Source organism: Streptomyces ficellus, from assembly GCF_030406405.1.
Lineage (GTDB): Bacteria > Actinomycetota > Actinomycetes > Streptomycetales > Streptomycetaceae > Streptomyces > Streptomyces ficellus_B.
In genome coordinates this window covers 83,096-100,795 of the sequence record NZ_JAUEPL010000021.1, presented here as the reverse complement: position 1 = coordinate 100,795, position 17,700 = coordinate 83,096, and the positions used below count along the sequence as shown (strand labels likewise).

Sequence of the window (17,700 nt, the reverse complement as noted above, 5' to 3'; positions counted from 1 at the left end):
GGGGCCGGCGGGGGGGGGGGGGGCGGGGGGGGGGGGGGGGGGGGGGGGGGGGGCCGCGCCCCGGGCCGGGGCGGGCACGCGGCGGCGTGGGGGCTGGGTGGGGGGCACTGCGTCACCTGCCGGACGTCGTCGGGGCGGTGGGCGGGGCGGGGTCGGCCGTGGCCACGCTCGGCACGCCGCGGACGGTGCCGTCGGGGCCCAGGAAGGCGGGGTTGCCGCCGGGCACCATGCCCAGCTCGCGGGCCCGGCGCTCCAGCGCGTCGGGGGCGGAGCGGCTGTCGACCTCCCGCTGGAGCTCCTGCTCCTCGTCGGTGAGTTCGGTGGTCCTCTTCTTGAGCTCGCTCAGCTTGAAGGAGCCCTCGTTGAGGGAGGAGTTGAGCAGCAGGAGGGTGATCAGCCCGCCGCCGAGGAGGAGGACGACCAGCAGGACGAAAGGGGTACGGGCGGCGGTGCTGGGCCCGGACGGCATGAGCCGCGCGAGCCGGGCCGCCCGCCCCTTCAACGGTCCCGCCTTGGTCACCTGTCCTCCCGGTTCGCCCCGCTGCCGTGCTCGTGGTGGGTGGCGCCGCGGTCCGCGCGGCGGCCGGCCGTCACAGGTTGTCCTCCCTGATCCGTTCGGCGCCACGGAGCCGGGCGGGGGCGGCGCGGCGGTTCTCGGCCACCTCTTCCTCCGTCGGAAGTTCGGCACCGCGCGTCAGCAGCTTGAGCTTCGGCTGGTAGCGCTCCGGTACGACGGGCAGCCCGGGGGGCGCCGTGGTGGCGGCGCCGGCCGCGAGAACCTGCTTGACCAGCCGGTCCTCCAGCGAGTGGTACGACAGGACGGCGATCCGCCCGCCGACCGCGAGGGCCTTCACCGCGGCCGGGATGGCCCGCTCCAGGACGGCCAGCTCGCCGTTGACCTCGATGCGCAGGGCCTGGAACGTCCGCTTCGCGGGGTTGCCGCCGGTCCGCTTGGCGGCCTGGGGCAGGGCGTCGCGGATCAGCTCGACCAGCCGGGCGCTGTTGGTGAACGGTTCCTTCTCCCGTTCCCGTACCACCGCCGCCACGATCCGCTTGGCCTGCTTCTCCTCGCCGTAGGTGCGCAGGATCCGCACCAGGTCGCCGGGCGGGTAGGTGTTGAGGACCTCGGCCGCGCTGATGCCGGTCGTCTGGTCCATGCGCATGTCCAGCGGCGCGTCCTGGGCGTAGGCGAAGCCGCGCTCGGCCTCGTCGAGCTGCATGGAGGAGACGCCGAGGTCGAACAGGACGCCCTGGACGCGCGGGACGCCCAGCCGGTCCAGTACGTCGGGCAGCTCGTCGTACACGGCGTGCACCAGGGTGGCGCGGTCGCCGTACTTCGCCAGCCGCTCGCCGGAGAGCCGCAGCGCCTCGGTGTCCCGGTCGAGCGCGATCAGCCGCGCCTCGGGGAACCGGTTCAGCAGCGCCTCGCTGTGGCCGCCCAGGCCGAGGGTGCAGTCGACGACCACCGCTCCCGGCTGTCCCAGCGCGGGGGCCAGCATGTCCAGGCACCGCTGGAGCATCACCGGGACGTGTCGGGTCTGGCTCATGCGCCCTCTCAGGTCGGGCACGGCCGCACGTACTGCCGGATTCCCCGCCCACTCCCGGTCACGCCGGGAGGTGCCCCCGAGGAAGGGGAGTCCGCCGGCGCCGGAAAGGGGCGTCGGCCGACCGGCGAGCGGGAGGAGGCCGAGCCGTACGTACCGCCGCACACGCGGGGAGAAACTGCGGAAATCGCTCAATGTCTCCGTGAACTTCGCGCCACTTTAGTCCACTCCCCCGCCCGGTCAATCAACCGGCCAGCGCGTCGCACGGGGCCTCGGCGCCAGGGGGGCGATTGCGGAGCGCTCACCCGTTCGGGGACGCGACCCTCACCCTTGTGGGTTACCTCACAACACGCCTCATTGATGTTCTTTGTCCCCTGTCGCAGCGCGCCCGAGCGGCTGATGACCATTAACGTCAGAGCCATGTCGACTTCCGCGCACCCTTCGAGCAGCGCGGTACGCACCGGCGGCACGGTCACGGACCGTCTCGTCGAGGCGAACCAGCGCTACGCCGCCGAGTTCACGAACTCCGGGATGGACGCCCGGCCCGCACTCCAGGTCGCCGTCGTGGCCTGCATGGACGCCCGCCTGGACCCGCACGCCGCGCTCGGCCTGAAGCTGGGCGACTGCCACACCATCCGCAACGCGGGCGGCGTCGTGACCGACGACGTGATCCGTTCGCTGACCATCAGCCAGCGCGCGCTCGGCACGCGCAGCGTGGTGCTGGTGCACCACACGGGTTGCGGCCTGGAATCCCTCACCGAGGACTTCCGGCACGAGCTGGAGCAGGAGGTCGGGCAGCGGCCTTCGTGGGCGGTGGAGGCGTTCCGGGACGTCGATCAGGACGTACGCCAGTCGATGCAGCGGGTGCGTACGTCGCCGTTCCTGCCGCACACCGACGACGTCCGGGGCTTCGTCTTCGACGTGAAGACGGGACTCCTGCGGGAGATCGACCCGACGTCGTAGCCGGCGTGGCAGCCGGCTTCCTGGCCGGCTGCCTGGCTGGCTCCTGGCCGGTCGGCGAGGAAATTTCATGGCCGGACACCCGCCCGAACCACGGCAGACCCCGACATATCGCACACGGTTGTCCACAGCCGAGTGACACGAACGGGTAACGCCAACAAGAATGCGGGGGTGACCCGTTCCCGAACCATCCGGTGACGGTGTCCGTGTTTGAGGGGTGGGCCGGGCCGTCAGCCATGCATCGGCCCATGGAACGGGCCGAGGAGGGCCGTGTGACGACCTATGACGATCGAGCGAGCCTCACAGATCTGACCACCACTGCGGAGCGTGTCCGCCGGTCGGTGGAGGGTGTGATCGAGGGCAAGCCTGAGGTCGTACGGCTTTCGCTGACCGTGCTGCTCGCCGAGGGACACCTCCTGATCGAGGATGTCCCCGGCGTCGGCAAGACCATGCTCGCCAAGGCGCTGGCGCGGTCCATCGACTGCTCGGTGCGGCGTATCCAGTTCACGCCGGACCTGCTGCCGTCGGACATCACCGGTGTCTCGGTCTACGACCAGCAGCGGCGCGAGTTCGAGTTCAAGCCCGGTGCGATCTTCGCGCAGATCGTGATCGGCGACGAGATCAACCGCGCCTCGCCCAAGACGCAGTCGGCGCTGCTGGAGTCGATGGAGGAGCGCCAGGTCACCATGGACGGGCAGACCTACGAACTGCCCAGCCCGTTCATGGTGGTGGCCACGCAGAACCCGGTCGAGATGGAGGGCACGTATCCGCTGCCCGAGGCCCAGCGCGACCGCTTCATGGCCCGCGTCTCGATCGGTTACCCGAGCGCCGAGGCCGAGCTGCGGATGCTGGACGTGCACGGTGGTGTGTCGCCGCTGGACGACCTCCAGCCGGTGGCGCACGCCCACGACATCGTGAAGCTGATCGACGCGGTCCGATCGGTCCATGTCGCCGAGGCGGTCCGGCGGTACGCGGTGGAGCTCGTCGCGGCCACCCGCACCCACCCGGACCTCAGGCTCGGCGCCTCGCCGCGCGCCACCCTGCACCTGCTGCGCGCCGCCAAGGCGTCCGCCGCGCTCCACGGCCGTGAGTACGCGCTGCCGGACGACGTCCAGGCGCTGGCCGTCGCCGTGCTGGCGCACCGTCTGCTGCCCACCGCGCAGGCGCAGCTGAACCGGCGTACGTCCGAGCAGGTCGTACGGGACATCCTCCAGCGCACCCCGGTCCCCGCGGCCACGCGCGCCGGAGCCCCGGCGCACGGCAACCCGGCGCACGGCAACCCGGCGCACCCCGTTGCGGGCGCCGCCCCGCAGCACAGCACGGCTCACCACGGCGCGGCTCACCACGGCAGCGCTCAGCACGGCACGGCGCCGGGCACGCCGCCGTACGGCACGCCGACGCACGGCGCTCCGATGCCGGGCGCGCACGGTGGGCCGGCGCCGGGCGCTCCGCTCTACGGCCAGCAGCAGCCCGGCGTACGGCGGCTGTGATGGCGGCCGGGGGGCCCGCCGCCCGGGACGGCGAGAGCATGGGCGGGGTACGGGCAGCCCTCGGCGGGCTGACCACGCGCGGGCGGTCGTTCCTGGCGGCCGGCGTGGCGGCGGCGATCTGCGCGTACGTCCTGGGCCAGGCGGACCTGCTGCGGGTGGGCCTGCTGCTCGCCGTACTGCCCCTGATCTGCGTGACCGTGCTCTACCGCACCCGCTACCAGGTGGCGGCCAGCAGGCGGCTGTCGCCGCAGCGCGTGCCGGCCGGGGCCGAGGCGCGCGTGCACCTGCGGATGGAGAACGTCTCACGGCTGCCCACCGGGCTGCTGATGCTCCAGGACCATGTGCCGTACGTACTGGGGCCCCGGCCCCGGTTCGTGCTGGACCGGGTGGAGGCGGGCGGCCGGCGCGAGGTGTCCTACCGGGTCCGTTCCGACCTGCGCGGGCGCTATCCGCTCGGGCCGCTCCAGCTGCGGCTGTCCGACCCGTTCGGGATGTGTGAGCTGACCAGGTCGTTCAGCGCGTACGACACGCTGACGGTGGTGCCGCGCACCGAGCCGCTGCCGCCCGTGCGGCTGCCCGGCGAGGCCTCGGGCTACGGCGAGGGACGGCAGCGTTCGCTTGCCCTGGCCGGCGAGGACGATGTGATCCCGCGCGAGTACCGCTACGGCGACGACCTGCGGCGCGTGCACTGGCGGTCCACGGCGCGGTACGGCGAGCTCATGGTGCGCCGTGAGGAGCAGCCGCAGCGGGCCAGCTGCACGGTCCTGCTGGACACCCGGGAGGTGGCCTACCAGGACGCGGGGCCGGACTCCGCCTTCGAGTGGGCGGTGTCGGGTGCGGCGTCGGTGCTGGTGCACATGCTGGAGCGGGGCGTCGCGGTCCGGCTGCTGACGGACACGGGCGACGCGCTGCCCGGGGAGAGCGCCGACGGGTTCGCCGGTTCGACGCAGGAGTCCGCCGACGCGGCGGGGCTGATGATGGACACGCTCGCGGTCATCGACCACTCCGAGGGCGCGGGGCTCTCGCGCGCGTACGACGTGCTGCGCGGCGGGGGCGGAGGGCTGCTGGTCGCGTTCATCGGCGACCTGGACGAGGAGCAGGCGGCGCTGGCCGCCCGGATGCGGCAGCGCAGTGGCGCGGCCGTCGCCTTCGTCCTGGACAGCGGTACGTGGCTGACCGGCGGCGCGGTGGCCGGGGCGGTGCGGGACAGGGTTCGGCAACTGCGCGAGGCGGGTTGGACGGCGGTGGCCGTTCCGCCCGGGGCGTCGCTCGTGGATCTGTGGCGGCACGCGGGCCTGGCCCCTGCCTCACCGGGTGCGCCGGGCAGCGGGACGACAGGGCTTTCAGGGAGTTGGTCATGAGCGGTCGCGGGAGGCTCGCGCTGTGCGCCTTCGCCGCCACGCTGATGGCGGCGGGTGCGCTGCTGCCGCTGGTCGCCACGCCGGGCTGGATGGTCCAGGCCGTCCTGCTGCTGGCGGTCCAGTGCGGCGTGGGCGCGGCGGTCCGGCGGGTGTCGCCGGCCCGGCCGCTGACGGTGGTGGCCCAGGCCGTGGTGGGCTTGGTGGCGCTGACGGTCGTCTTCGCCCGGGACCAGGCTCCGGCCGGGTTCGTTCCCGGCCCGGAGGTTCTCCAGCGGCTCGGTGCGCTGCTGACCGCGGGTGCCGAGGACGTCGGGCGGTACGCGATACCGGCGCCCGCGACGGACGGCATCCGGCTGATGCTGGTCGGCGGTGTGCTGATCATCGGGCTGGCGGTGGACGCGCTCGCGGTGACGTTCCGCAGCGCTGCCCCGGCCGGGCTGCCGCTGCTCGCGCTGTACTCGGTCGCGGCCGGCCTGTCGGGCGGTGGCGCGAGCTGGCTGTGGTTCCTGCTGGCGGCCGCCGGCTATCTGCTGCTCCTGCTGGCCGAGGGCCGCGACCGGCTCTCGCAGTGGGGCCGGGTCTTCGGTGGCGCGGTACCGTCCCGCGGCGGGGGCGCGGCCCGGCCGTTGGCGCCGGCCGGCCGGCCGCTGGCCCCGGTGCGCACCGGGCGGCGGATCGGCGTGGTGGCGCTGGGCATCGCGCTGGTGGTGCCGGCCGCGCTGCCGTCGCTGAGCGGCGGTCTGCTGGACGGCGCGGGAAGCGCGGGCGGTGACGGTGGCGGGGGCATCATCGAGGCGGTCAATCCGCTGGTGTCGCTGCAGGACAACCTGAACCAGCCGGTGGACCGCGAGGTGCTGCGGTACCGCACCAACGCGCAGGACACCTCCGGTCTGTATCTGCGCCTGGTCGCGCTGGACCAGTTCGACGGCACGTCGTGGAGGCTCTCGCGGCGCGACATCGGGGACGTACCGCGGGAGCTGCCGCGTCCGGACGGCCTGAGCGGGGGCGTCAGCGCGACGGAGATCACGACCAACGTCTCCGCCGCCGGCACGTACCAGCAGCGGTGGCTGCCGCTGCCCTACCCGGCGACGCGGATCGACGTCGACGGACGCTGGCGGTACGAACCGGCCGGGCGCATGCTCGTCGGCGAGGGCGGCCAGACCACGAAGGGCTTGCAGTATTCGGTGAGCAGCCTGCTGGTGAGCCCGAGCTCGCAGCAGTTGTCCGGCGCTCCGAAGGCGCCGGCCGCCCTGCTGAGCGAGTACACGCGCGTGCCCGACTCGCTGCCGCGGGACGTGCGGTCGACCGCGGTGAAGGTCACCAAGGGCGCGGAGAACGACTACGAGCGGGCCGTCAAGCTCCAGGACTGGTTCGCGGTGGAGGGCGGTTTCCGGTACGACACCGAGGTGTCGTCGGGTACGGGCGCCACGGCGATCTCCCAGTTCCTGAGGCAGAAGGAAGGCTTCTGTATCCACTTCTCGTTCTCGATGGCGGCGATGGCGCGGACGCTGGGCATTCCGGCGCGGGTCGCGGTGGGCTTCACGCCGGGCGTCCCGCAGTCCGGTGGCACCATGTCGGTCGGCATCAAGGACGCGCACGCCTGGCCCGAGCTGTATTTCGAGGGCGTGGGGTGGACCCGGTTCGAACCGACGCCGACGCGTGGCTCGGTGCCCGAGTACACCCGGGCGCAGGCGCCGACGGGTGAGGCGAGCACTCCTGCGCAACCCGAGCAGAGCGCCGCTGCCGTGCCCTCCGCCGAGCCTTCCGCCGAGGACAGCTGCCCGGCGCAGGCACGGCGGCTGGGCGAGTGCGGTGACACCGAGGAGGGGGGCGCGACGACGTCGTCCGACTCGGGTACGCCGCTGGGCACGGTGCTGCTGGTGACCCTGGCGGTGCTCGCGGTGGCGCTGATCCCGCTGCTGCCGCTGCTGTGGCGCGCACGGGTGCGGACGCGGCGGCTCGGTACGGCCGGGCGCACCGCCGAGGACGCGGCGGCCGGGGCGCTGGCGGCCTGGGAGGAGATCATCGATACGGCCTGGGACCACGGCATCCTGCCCGACGAGTCGCGGACGCCCCGCAAGACGGCCGAACGGATCGTCCGGCTGGGCGGGCTGGAGGGGGCGGCGGCCGAGGCGGTGCACCGCGTCGCCGGAGCGGTGGAGCAGGTGCTGTACGCGCCCCGGCCCCGCCTCGCGACCGGCCTGGCGGCGGACGCCGCCCGGATCCACGCCGGTCTGCGCGCCTCGGTGGGCCGGGGCACCCGGCTGCGCGCCCTTCTGCTGCCGCGCTCGACCATCCGGGTGGTGTGGGCCCTCTCGTACCGCTGGACGGCGGTCACGACCCGCTGGTCGGACCGGCGCCGCCACCTCACGGCCCGCTGGTCGGCGTCGATGAAGGCCGTCATCCGCCGCCCCTCCCGGCAACGCGGCTGACCGCCCGGCGGAGCAGCCTCCGGGGTCCCCGCCCGGGGGGCTGCTGTGATTGTCGTGTTCCGGCGGGGGCTGCTTGCCTCATGGGCGCGGCACTGAGCGTACGGATACGGGTGAGGGGTGACCGCCGAAGCGGTCACCCCTCACCCGATACTCACGACACGGCGCGGCCTGGTGGCCGCGCGGTCAGTGTCCTTGCTCGTCGCGGCGGCGCTGCCACCGCTGCTCGATCCGGTCCATCATCGAGCGACGCTGCCGGGGACGACGGCCGTGGGCCGTGCCTCCTTCGGCCTGCTGTTCGCCCGGTTTGGGCGCCTTGCGCCATCCGGTGACCGCCAGGACCGCGCAGCCGAGCATGACCAGGAATCCCACCACACTGATCCAGATCTGCTGCGCGACCATTCCGGCCATGAGGAGCGCGATACCCACCAGGAAGCCTGCGACCGCCTGATAGACCCGTCGCCGGGTGTGTGTACGCAGCCCGCTTCCCTCGAGCGCTGTCGCGAACTTGGGATCTTCGGCGTACAGCGCTCGCTCCATCTGCTCGAGCATTCGCTGCTCGTGCTCCGAGAGCGGCACGGAGTCCTCCTCGTCGTCGGTCGCTGGGGGCGACCGGTATGCGGCCCTTTCAGGATAGGCAGGGATTCGCCCCCGTGAAACCCGCCCTCTGTGCCATTTCACCGATCGGACCGCCATGCCGGTTCGGCTGGTGAGGCGTTGATTCCCCGTCCTCCGATCCGTCATGCCGGATGGTGTCCTTCGATCATACGGGGATCCGGCCGTGATCGGGGGGCCTGTGGCGTACTCCATCTGCGGCTGCGCCGCAGATCAGCCCGCCCGTGGGCTCAACCGCGCTTTTCACCCAGGACGTGCAGCTGGGTGGCGACCGAGTGGAAGGCGGGAAGCTCGGCGGCGGCGGCCTCCAGCTTGAGGAGCGCGTCCAGGGCTCCGGGCTCGGTGTCGACCAGGACGCCGGGCACCAGGTCGGCGAAGACCCGCACGCCGTGCACGGCGCCGACCTCCACGCCGGCCGCCTCGACGGCCTCGGTGAGCTGCTCGGCCGTGAAGCGCCGGGGCACCGGGTCGCCCTCGCCCCAGCGGCCGGCCGGGTCGGTCAGCGCGCGGCGGGCCTCGGTGAAGTGCCCGGCCAGCGCCCGCGCGAGCACCGCGCCGCCGAGCCCGGCCGCGAGGAGGCTGAGCGCGCCGGACGGCCGCAGGGCCTCCACGGCGTTGCGTACGCCCTCGGCGGGGTCGTCCACGTACTCCAGGACGCCGTGGCACAGCACCGCGTCGTAGCCACCGCGCTCGACGACGTCGAACAGCCCGTGGATGTCCCCCTGGACGCCTCGCACGCGGTCGGCGACCCCGGCCTCGGCGGCCCGGCGCTCCAGGGCGAACAGGGCGTTGGGGCTGGGGTCGACGACGGTGACCCGGTGACCGAGCCGGGCCACCGGCACGGCGAAGTTCCCGCTGCCGCCGCCGGTGTCCAGGACGTCGAGGCTGTCCTTCCCGGTCGCCTTGACCCGGCGGTCGAGGGCGTCCTCGAGAACGTCCCACACCACGGCGGTACGAAGGGAGGCGCGGGGGCGCTGCGGGTCCGACACGGCAGTTGACTCCTCGGTGACGGTCTACGAACACTCCCACCCTATGGCCTGGCGCGACCTGCCCGGTCACTCGTGCCGCATGCTCGGACCCAACCTTTCCGGCCTGGGCTTCGGCAGCACGGGCTGGGGTATCAGCAGCCGCTCCACCAGGCGCAGGAACATCGCCACGTCGCGGATGAGGTCGTCGGCGTCACGGGCGCCGACCGCGCCCCGTATGCCCGCTTCCGCGCGTGCCCTGCGGGAGGCGCCGGAGGCGAACAGGGCGCTCCACTCCGTCAGCTCGGGCGCCGTCTCCGGGAGGACGTCCCACGCGCTGCGGATCTGCTGCCGTTTGCGCGGGGTGCTCTCGGGGCGGCCCCGGGCGGCGAGCACGGCGGCGGCGGTGCGCAGGGCGGCGAGGTGCGCGGTGGCGTACCGCTCGTTGGGGGTTTCGAGGGTGCTCGCCTCTTGGAGACCGGCGCGGGCCTGGTCGAGCAGGTCGAGCGCGGCGGGGGGCGCCGAGGCGCGACGCAACACGGGGTGGACGTCGCTCGCCGACGCGTGGGTACCGGCCATGACGAACCTCCTGTCGTCGTGTGACGGCACTGTGGCCGTATGTGCCCATCGTGCAGGCCACCACTGACAGTTGGGCCTGACCTGGGCTTTTGCTTCGATCCCGCGTTTCGGAGTAGTTTTTGCACTGACTGGTCAGTTCAAAGAAAGGGTGGGGGTGTGCGTGGACAGCCAGGACCAGGCCGAAGGTGAGGCCGGCCCCGAAGAGGGCGCCGAGGACCCGGCAGGGACTGAGGACCGGGAGAACTCCGAAGAGCGGGAGGGCGTCGAAGAGCGGGACGGCGCCAAGGACCTGGAAGGCGCCGAAGAACGGGACGGCGGCGAGGAGGGCGACAGCGAACGCACCCAGCCCGAGCCCCAACGCCAGCACCAGCCCAAGTCCCAGCACCAGCCCCAGCACCAGCCCCACGGCGCCGCGGTCGTCGCGGAGGGCTTCGGGTTGAAGGGCCCGCGCGGCTGGACCTTCCGCGGGGTGAGCGTCGACGCCCCGCCCGGCGCGCTCCTCACAATCCAGGGACCGTCCGGCTCCGGCCGCACCTGCCTGCTGCTGGCGCTCACCGGCCGGATGCGCGCCACCGAGGGGCACGCCGAGGTCGGCGGCCTGCGGCTGCCGCGCAAGATGGCCGCCGTACGCCGGTTCAGCGCACTCGGCCCGGTGCCGGGCGTCAGCGACCTCGACCCGGCGTTCACGGTCGCCGAGCACCTGCGTGAACGCGCGCTGCTGCAACGCCGCTTCGACGGCTCGCCGCTCGGCCTGCTGCGCCCGCGTGCCGAGCGTGCCGCGGCCTCCCGCCTACGCGTCGAGGCCGCGCTGGCCGCCGCGGGGCTGGACCTGGACGCGCTGCCCAAGGGCGGGCGCACCTCCGTGCGGGACCTGGAGCGGCTGGAGGCCCTGCGTCTGTCGGTCGCCCTGGCCCTGATGGGCGAGCCGCGCCTGCTGGCCGTCGACGACATGGACCTCAAGCTGTCCGACGCCGACCGCGCCGAGGCGTGGGCGCTGCTGCGCTCCGTCGCCGGAGGCGGCACGACCGTACTGGCCGTGTGCAGCGAGGCGCCCGCAGACGCGATCACCATCCGTACCGACGAGGAGGGGGCGGCCGATGCGCTCGCCGAAGCTGGCCGCGCTTGAGCTGAAGCGTTTCGGCAGGGGGAGGCTGCCGCGCGCCGCGCTGGTGGCGATCCTGCTGCTGCCGCTGCTGTACGGCGCGCTGTACCTGTGGTCGTTCTGGGACCCGTACGGCAGGCTCGACCGCATACCGGTCGCGCTGGTCAACGACGACAAGGGCGCCACTGCCGACGGCAAGAAGATCACCGCGGGCGACGACATCACCAGGAACCTGCGCGACAGCAAGGTCTTCGAGTGGCACGAGGTGAGCGACGCGGAGGCCCGTGAGGGCGTCGAGAACGGCACGTACTACCTGTCGCTGACCATGCCGGGCGACTTCAGTGAGCGCATCGCCTCCAGTGCCGGCGACTCCCCCGAGACGGGCGCCCTCCAGGTGCGTACGAACGACGCCAACAACTACATCGTGGGGCAGATCTCGCGGACGGTGTTCTCCGAGGTCCGCACCGCCGCGTCGACGAAGTCGTCCCGCTCCTTCCTCGACAAGATCTTCATCTCCTTCTCCGACATCCACGACGCCACCGAGAAGGCCGCCAAGGGGGCCGACCAGCTCAAGAGCGGGGCGGCCAAGGCGAAGAAGGGTTCCAAGGACCTCTCCGACGGTCTGACCGACGCCAAGAAGGGCAGTGGTGAGCTGGCCGGCGGCCTGAAGAAGCTGGACAAGGGCGCGGCCGACCTGGAGACCGGCGCCCGGCAGGTCGCGGGCGGCACCCAGGTGCTCGCCGACAGGATCAACGGGGTCGCCGCCGACGTCCGCCCGTACCTGAAGGACAACGGCAAGAAGATCGGTGACTCCGCCCGGCTGGTCTCCGACCTCTCCCAGGGCATGCGCAACAGCCTGGAGCTCATCATGAAGTGGGGGCCCACCGGCCGGGAAGGCGCGCATGTGGCGGCCGACGACCTGGCCGCCTTCTACAAGGAGGAGTGCGAGGACGCCCTGCTGCCCGACGCCAAGCTGTGCCCGAAGCTGAAGCAGGCCAAGGTGGCGGCCGCCGACGTGGCCAAGGTCGCCGACGACGTGCACGAGCTGGCCAAGGACAGCAACGGTGACCTCAAGAAGCTCGACACGCAGCTGGCGGACCTGCAGAAGAAGGCCGACGCCCTCGCCAAGCGGGCACCGAACCTGGATGAGGATCTGGCCTACGCCGTCACCAAGATCAACGAGCTGAACGCGGGCGCCCACCGGGTCGCCACGGGCGCCGACACCCTGCACACGGGCCTGACGAGCGCCAAAACCGGCTCCACGGACCTGGACAGCGGAGTCGGCAGGCTCAAGAAGGGCGCCGGTGAACTCGACAGCGGCCTGTACAAGCTCGCCGACGGTTCCACCGAACTGGCCACCGGCCTCAATGACGGCGTCGAGAAGATCCCGGACTACGACAAGGACGACCGCGACCGCCGCACCGAGGCGATGGCCGACCCGGTGAAGCTGGCCTCCCAGTCGCTGCACAAGGCGCCCAACTACGGCACCGGATTCGCGCCGTACTTCATCCCGCTCTCCCTGTGGGTGGGCGCCATGGTGGCGTACATGCTGATCCAGCCGCTCAACCGCCGCGCCCTCGCCGCCGGTGCCTCCGCCTGGCGGATCGCGCTGGCGGGCTGGCTGCCGGTTGCCGCGATCGGCCTGCTCCAGGTCGCCGCCCTGATGTCCGTACTGCACTGGGGGCTGGGTCTGCAGATGGCCCGCGCCGCCGGGACGGTGGGCTTCCTGGCACTGGTCACCTGCTGCTTCGCGGCGATCATCCAGTGGCTGAACGCCCGCTTCGGCGCGGCGGGCCGGATCCTGGTCCTCGCGCTGCTGATGCTTCAGCTGACGTCGGCCGGCGGGACGTATCCCGTCCAGACGAGCCCGGGCTTCTTCAACGCGATCCACCCCTTCCTGCCGATGAGTTACGTCGTGGAGGCACTGCGCCGGCTCATCACGGGCGGCGGCGCCGGGCCCGTCTGGCAGGCCTGCGCGGTGCTGGCCGCGTTCACGGCCGGGGCGCTCGCGCTGACCGCCCTGTCGGCCCGCCGCAAGCAGGTGTGGACCCTCGATCGCCTGCACCCTGAGCTGAGCCTGTGAGAATCGACGCCATGGACACCCAGAGCAGCAGACGGCAGGCCACCCGCACCAAGCTCTACGAGGCCGCTGTGACCCTCATCGCCGAACAGGGTTTCTCGGCGACCACAGTGGACGAGATCGCGGAGCGCGCCGGGGTGGCCAAGGGCACGGTCTACTACAACTTCAAGAGCAAGACCGAGCTCTTCGAGGAGCTGCTGCGGCACGGGGTGGGGCTGCTCACCGCGTCCCTGCGTGCGGCCGCCGACGAGACGGCCGCACGCGGCGGGACCCGGGTGCAGGCACTGGACGCGATGATCCGCGCGGGTCTGGTCTTCATCGACCGCTACCCGGCTTTCACGCAGCTGTACGTCGCGGAGCTGTGGCGCACCAACCGCGCCTGGCAGTCGACGCTCCTGGTGGTGCGTCAGGAGGCGGTGGCGGTCGTCGAGACGGTGCTGCGGGAGGGGGTGGCGAACGGTGAGCTCAGCGACGAGATCGACATCCCGCTGACCGCCGCCGCGCTGGTCGGGATGGTCCTGGTGGCGGCGCTGGACTGGCAGGCGTTCCAGCGTGAGCGGTCCATCGACGACGTCCACGCGGCCCTGTCCCGGCTGCTGCACGGGCGGGTGAGCGGCCGCTAGGGCAGGTCCGGGGGCAGGCCCGGGGCTCCGGCCGTACTCCGGCGGTAGTTCCGGCCGTACAGGAAAAAGCCGGTCCGCTGAGGCTCGATCCCCCCGAGCCTCAGCGGACCGGCGTCATTCCCCCGTGTCCCCCGCTGTGTTCCCCCGTGCGTTCCCCCCTGTGGGAGAGCCCTGACCCCCGTGTTCCCCCGTCGGTCCCCGGGCCCTCCTTTGTGCATCCCCGTTCCGTCAGGTGCGCGGTGCCGTTCCGCCGCCCCGTGCCGGCGGTGTCGGCGCCGCGCCCCTTCCGTGGTCCCCACTCTTCCGTCTGCGGGGCTCCGGGCCATCCGCGTACCTACTCATCCGGCTCCCTAGGTACGGATACTCAGAGCTCCGTGCTCAGGCCCACGAGCACGGTCCGCTCCGTACTCCCCGGCCCTCCCCCGGACTCCCCGGCCGGGTTGTCAGTGGGGCCGGATAAGGTCCCTGACATGGCACGCATTGTGGTGATCGGCGCGGGGATGGGCGCCATGGCGGCGGCTGCCCGGCTGGCTGTGGCGGGCCACCGGGTGACGGTGTACGAGCGCGCGGAGACGTACGGCGGCGCGGTCGGGCGGTACGAGCGGGACGGCTTCGCCTTCGACACCGGACCGGGGCTGCTGCACCTGCCCGCGGTGTACCGGGACTTGTTCGTCAAGACGGGCAAGGAGCCGCTGGAGCGGTGCGTCGGGCTGACGCAGGTCGACCCGGCGAGCCGGCATGTCTTCGCCGACGGTACGGCCGTGTCGCTGCCGAACGCCTCCCGGGCCGGGGTCGTCTCGGCGCTGGACGCGGCGCTCGGCGCGGGCGCGGGGAGCCGGTGGGGCGACTTCCTGAACCGCGCGCGGGACGCCTGGGACCGGTCGCGCAGACCGCTGCTGGAGGAGCCGCTGCCGGCCGACGTGTCGCCCTTCGCGCGGGACCCGTATCCGGCGCTCAGGACGGGCCTGCTGCGCCGGCCGGCGGCCACGCTCGCGGGTGTGGGGCGGCGTGAGCTGCGCGACCCCCGGCTGGCGGCGCTGCTGGAGAGTTACGCCCTGTCGTACGGGCTGGATCCGGCGACCGCCCCCGCTGCCGCCGCCGTACTGCCGTACATGGAGCAGACCTTCGGGACCTGGTACGTGAGCGGCGGCATCCGCGCGCTGGCGGATGCCGTGTACGCGCGGTGCCGCGAACGGAAGGTGGAGTTCGTCTTCGGCGCCGAGGTGACCGGAGTGGTCGTCAAGGACGCCCGGGCGGTCGGTGTCGAGCTGGCCGGCGGGGAGGTGGCCGAGGCGGACCACGTGGTCGCGGGCGCGCCGCTGCCCGCCCTGTACCGGGACCAGGTCCTGGGGTGGGACAGCCAGGACGAGTGGCCGCGCCACCAGCACGGCGTACGGACGGGCCGGGTCACGGTGTGCCTGGCGCTGCGCGGCGCGCGGGAGGCGGGCGCCGTCCACCGGACGGTGGTGCACTCGGCGGACCGGGCTGAGGAGCTGGACGCCCTTGCGCGGGGGCGGCTGTGCGAGCGGCCCACCGTGGTGGTGCTGCGCCCCGGCGACGAGCGGCTGCGCCCGGACGGGGACCACGAGTCGGTGACGGTGACGGCGACCGTCCCGGCGGGTGAGCCGTGGGCGTCGGAGAACCTGTGGGGCGCGGCCCAGGAGGGTGCCCCGGAGGGCGCCGTGGAGGGTGCCGTGGAGGCGTTCGCCGAGCGGATGGTCGAGGCCGCGGCGGCCGCTGTGCCCGGGCTGCGGGAGCGGCTGCTGTGGCGGGCGGTGCGCACTCCGGCCGACACGTTCCGGGAGACCGGTGTGTACCAGGTGCCGGGTCCGGCGCTGGCGGGCGCGGGTGGCGCGCTGCTGCCGGCGGCCAATCCCGCGCCCCTGGGCGGGCTGTACTTCGCGGGCGGGTGGGCGCACCCGGGCGGTGGGCTGGCGCATGCCGGGATGTCCGGGGCCCTGGTGGCCGGGCTGATCGTGGAGGGCGCGGACTTCCGCGGCTCTCAGTAGCGGTAGGGCTGGCCGTCCTGGCCCGGTTCGTAGCCGTACGGCGAGGGCTGGTCCTGCGGGGGCGGGGGGAACTGCTGCTCGCCGTCCCTCTGCTGCGGCACCCAGACGCCCCCGGGCGGCGTGTCCATGCCGTACTGGGGGGCGTAGGGGTCGGCGTACTGCTGCTGGCCGCCGTAGCTGTCGTACGAGCCGTAGCTCGTCCCACCGGAGGCGGGGGCGGTGCCGATGTACGGGTCGGAGTACGCGGCGTACTGCTGGTCCCCGGTGCCGTAGTCGTAGGCGGCCGTCGCGTACGCGTCCTGCTGGTCGTATCCCGTGGCGGCGTAGGTGCCGAAACCGCCGTCGTACGCGGCGGTCTGCTGGGTGTGGTCGGCGGCGTGGCCGGGGCCGGCGCCGTAGATCCCGTACTGCCCGGTCTCGTCCGGCAGCGGCTGCGGCTCGTAGACCGCCGAGGTCCCGGCGGGCGCGGGCTCGCGGTCCGGCCCCTCCTGCTCGTGGTCGCGCTCCTGCTCGTAGGAGACGTCGGAGACCTCCAGCGTCGGTCCCGCGGCGGCGGCCGTGGGCCCGGCCTTGCGGCGGCGGCTGGCCCCCGGGCGGCCGCCGATCGCCCAGCCCGTCGAGAAGCCGCGCCGGAAGGAGAGCGTGACGTACGTCTGGCCGATCGCGAAGGCGATCGCGCCCGCCCCGATCACCGGGACGGACGGGAGCAGCACGCCGATGACGACGCCGAGGAAGCCGGCGAAGGCGAGCAGCCGCCAGCGCAGCCGGGCCTTGTACTGCAGGAGCACTTCACCCAGCAGCCACAACGCGACCACACCGAACGCGATGTAGAGGACCGTCCAGCCCATGCCCGCCCCTCTCGTACGGCCGCCGCCCCGGGACGTGGCGGGTACGGCCGGTCAGGACTGCTCGTGCAGTCCGAGATTCTCGTAGATCTCGAGCGTCGCCGTGGAGTTGTTGAGTGTGATGAAGTGCAACCCGGGGACACCCTCGGAGAGCAGCCGTGCACAGAACTCCGTCGCGAACTCGATGCCAATGGAGCGTACAGCGGCGGGATCGTCCTTGACCGCGAGGATGCGGTCTTTCAGCTCGGGCGGGAAGTGGGCGTTGCTGAGCTGGGCGAAACGTTCGATCTGCCTGACGCTGGTGACCGGCATGATCTCGGGGATGATCGGCGTGTCGCAGCCCTTGGCCGCGACCCGGTCGCGCAGTCGCAGATAGTCCTCGGGGAAGAAGAACATCTGCGTAATGGCGTAGTCGGCGCCCGCGCGGCACTTGTCCACGAAGTGCCGGACGTCGGTGTCCCAGTCGGTGGAGCGGGGATGCATCTCGGGGAAGGCCGCGACGCCGACGCAGAAGTCGCCGGACTCCTTGATGAGGCGTACGAGGTCGGCGGCGTACCGCACGCCGCGCGGGTGCGGCACCCACTCGCCCATGGGGTCGCCGGGCGGGTCGCCCCGGACGGCGAGGATGTTGCGGATGTCGGCGTCGGCGTACTGGCCGATCATGTTGCGCAGCTCGGCGATGGTGTGGTTGACGGCGGTGAGGTGCGCGACGGGCGTGAGCGTGGTGTCGGCCGCGATCTGCTGGGTGGCCTTGACCGTCCCGGCCCGTGTGGAGCCGCCGGCCCCGTACGTCACGGACACGAAGCTGGGAGCCACCGCTTCGACACGGCGCAGCGCGTTCCAGAGGTTCCGCTCGCCCTTCTCGGTTTTGGGCGCCCAGAACTCGAAGGAGTACGACGTCTTGCCGGTCGCGAGCAGATCGCGCACGGTTCGTGCGCGATCTGTCCTGGTGGAAGGTGTGCCAAGGGCCATACGGGCAGGTTAGCCAGGGCAGGGACACCACCCAACCAAAGCGGGGTAGTTTGTCTGTTTTGTCTATTTGTTGTCCACCCTTCGGACACTCGTGGACAGTCCACGGGGTGAGGGAAGGGCGGGGGT

Annotated in this window: 15 protein-coding genes; 8 read left to right on the top strand and 7 right to left on the bottom strand. The window is 72.8% G+C overall.

The window, feature by feature from the left end:
- Window positions 1–112 precede the first annotated feature (112 nt).
- Window positions 113–520: a cell division protein FtsL gene (gene ftsL, locus QWM81_RS16035; RefSeq protein WP_435372377.1), complete on the bottom strand. Its 408-nt coding sequence runs from the start codon at window positions 518–520 to the stop codon at window positions 113–115.
- 70 nt (window positions 521–590) lie between these two features.
- Window positions 591–1,547, bottom strand: a complete 957-nt coding sequence (gene rsmH, locus QWM81_RS16030; RefSeq protein WP_290112661.1) for a 16S rRNA (cytosine(1402)-N(4))-methyltransferase RsmH — start codon at window positions 1,545–1,547, stop codon at window positions 591–593.
- Between the two features lie 417 nt (window positions 1,548–1,964).
- Between rsmH and QWM81_RS16025 the strand changes: the two genes are divergently transcribed.
- The 4 genes from QWM81_RS16025 to QWM81_RS16010 all read left to right on the top strand — a co-directional run bounded on the left by QWM81_RS16025 (window position 1,965) and on the right by QWM81_RS16010 (window position 7,787).
- Window positions 1,965–2,507 carry a beta-class carbonic anhydrase gene (locus tag QWM81_RS16025; protein WP_290112660.1) on the top strand — a complete coding sequence of 181 codons (543 nt, stop codon included), beginning with the start codon at window positions 1,965–1,967 and terminating at the stop codon, window positions 2,505–2,507.
- 269 nt (window positions 2,508–2,776) lie between these two features.
- The gene (locus QWM81_RS16020; RefSeq protein WP_290112659.1) at window positions 2,777–3,994 is read left to right on the top strand and encodes an AAA family ATPase; all 1,218 of its coding nucleotides are present in this window, start codon (window positions 2,777–2,779) and stop codon (window positions 3,992–3,994) included.
- Window positions 3,994–5,355: a DUF58 domain-containing protein gene (locus tag QWM81_RS16015; protein ID WP_290112658.1), complete on the top strand. Its 1,362-nt coding sequence runs from the start codon at window positions 3,994–3,996 to the stop codon at window positions 5,353–5,355. Before QWM81_RS16020 ends, QWM81_RS16015 begins: the two co-directional genes overlap by 1 nt.
- Window positions 5,352–7,787, top strand: a complete 2,436-nt coding sequence (locus tag QWM81_RS16010) for a transglutaminase TgpA family protein (protein ID WP_290112657.1) — start codon at window positions 5,352–5,354, stop codon at window positions 7,785–7,787. The genes QWM81_RS16015 and QWM81_RS16010 overlap by 4 nt, the downstream gene beginning before the upstream one ends.
- A gap of 183 nt (window positions 7,788–7,970) precedes the next feature.
- On the opposite strand, the gene QWM81_RS16005 is transcribed toward QWM81_RS16010, so the two are convergent.
- The 3 genes from QWM81_RS16005 to QWM81_RS15995 all read right to left on the bottom strand — a co-directional run bounded on the left by QWM81_RS16005 (window position 7,971) and on the right by QWM81_RS15995 (window position 9,943).
- Window positions 7,971–8,363 (bottom strand): SCO2097 family morphological protein, encoded by a 393-nt coding sequence (locus QWM81_RS16005; RefSeq protein WP_290112656.1) that lies wholly within the window; start codon window positions 8,361–8,363, stop codon window positions 7,971–7,973.
- 266 nt (window positions 8,364–8,629) lie between these two features.
- Complete coding sequence (locus QWM81_RS16000) at window positions 8,630–9,388, bottom strand: methyltransferase (protein WP_290112655.1); 759 nt, start codon at window positions 9,386–9,388, stop codon at window positions 8,630–8,632.
- Between the two features lie 66 nt (window positions 9,389–9,454).
- A complete protein-coding gene (locus QWM81_RS15995; protein ID WP_290112654.1) occupies window positions 9,455–9,943 on the bottom strand; it encodes an SAV_6107 family HEPN domain-containing protein in 489 nt (162 codons plus the stop codon).
- A 160-nt stretch (window positions 9,944–10,103) separates the two neighbouring features.
- On the opposite strand from QWM81_RS15995, the gene QWM81_RS15990 reads away from it, so the two are divergent.
- The 4 genes from QWM81_RS15990 to QWM81_RS15975 all read left to right on the top strand — a co-directional run bounded on the left by QWM81_RS15990 (window position 10,104) and on the right by QWM81_RS15975 (window position 15,757).
- Window positions 10,104–11,069 carry an ATP-binding cassette domain-containing protein gene (locus QWM81_RS15990; RefSeq protein ID WP_290112653.1) on the top strand — a complete coding sequence of 322 codons (966 nt, stop codon included), beginning with the start codon at window positions 10,104–10,106 and terminating at the stop codon, window positions 11,067–11,069.
- Entirely contained in the window at window positions 11,041–13,128 is a 2,088-nt protein-coding gene (locus QWM81_RS15985; RefSeq protein ID WP_290112652.1) for a YhgE/Pip family protein, read from the top strand. The genes QWM81_RS15990 and QWM81_RS15985 overlap by 29 nt, the downstream gene beginning before the upstream one ends.
- Window positions 13,129–13,139: 11 nt before the next feature.
- Window positions 13,140–13,748 carry a TetR/AcrR family transcriptional regulator gene (locus QWM81_RS15980; protein ID WP_290112651.1) on the top strand — a complete coding sequence of 203 codons (609 nt, stop codon included), beginning with the start codon at window positions 13,140–13,142 and terminating at the stop codon, window positions 13,746–13,748.
- Between the two features lie 470 nt (window positions 13,749–14,218).
- Window positions 14,219–15,757, top strand: coding sequence for a phytoene desaturase family protein (locus QWM81_RS15975; protein WP_290112650.1), 1,539 nt, complete (start codon window positions 14,219–14,221; stop codon window positions 15,755–15,757).
- Here QWM81_RS15975 and QWM81_RS15970 read toward each other — a convergent pair.
- Window positions 15,751–16,605, bottom strand: coding sequence for a hypothetical protein (locus QWM81_RS15970; RefSeq protein ID WP_290112649.1), 855 nt, complete (start codon window positions 16,603–16,605; stop codon window positions 15,751–15,753). The two genes, QWM81_RS15975 and QWM81_RS15970, sit on opposite strands and share 7 nt — an antisense overlap.
- A 51-nt stretch (window positions 16,606–16,656) precedes the next feature.
- Entirely contained in the window at window positions 16,657–17,574 is a 918-nt protein-coding gene (gene metF, locus QWM81_RS15965) for a methylenetetrahydrofolate reductase [NAD(P)H] (RefSeq protein WP_290112648.1), read from the bottom strand.
- Window positions 17,575–17,700 lie beyond the last annotated feature (126 nt).

Excerpts from the sequence above, each read along its gene's own strand:
- rsmH (WP_290112661.1), bottom strand. The coding sequence starts at position 1,547 with ATGAGCCAGACCCGACACGTCCCGGTGATGCTCCAGCGGTGCCTGGAC.
- QWM81_RS16025 (WP_290112660.1), top strand. The coding sequence starts at position 1,965 with ATGTCGACTTCCGCGCACCCTTCGAGCAGCGCGGTACGCACCGGCGGC.
- QWM81_RS16015 (WP_290112658.1), top strand. The coding sequence starts at position 3,994 with ATGGCGGCCGGGGGGCCCGCCGCCCGGGACGGCGAGAGCATGGGCGGG.
- QWM81_RS16010 (WP_290112657.1), top strand. The coding sequence starts at position 5,352 with ATGAGCGGTCGCGGGAGGCTCGCGCTGTGCGCCTTCGCCGCCACGCTG.
- QWM81_RS15995 (WP_290112654.1), bottom strand. The coding sequence starts at position 9,943 with ATGGCCGGTACCCACGCGTCGGCGAGCGACGTCCACCCCGTGTTGCGT.
- QWM81_RS15985 (WP_290112652.1), top strand. The coding sequence starts at position 11,041 with ATGCGCTCGCCGAAGCTGGCCGCGCTTGAGCTGAAGCGTTTCGGCAGG.
- QWM81_RS15980 (WP_290112651.1), top strand. The coding sequence starts at position 13,140 with ATGGACACCCAGAGCAGCAGACGGCAGGCCACCCGCACCAAGCTCTAC.
- QWM81_RS15975 (WP_290112650.1), top strand. The coding sequence starts at position 14,219 with ATGGCACGCATTGTGGTGATCGGCGCGGGGATGGGCGCCATGGCGGCG.
- QWM81_RS15970 (WP_290112649.1), bottom strand. The coding sequence starts at position 16,605 with ATGGGCTGGACGGTCCTCTACATCGCGTTCGGTGTGGTCGCGTTGTGG.
- metF (WP_290112648.1), bottom strand. The coding sequence starts at position 17,574 with ATGGCCCTTGGCACACCTTCCACCAGGACAGATCGCGCACGAACCGTG.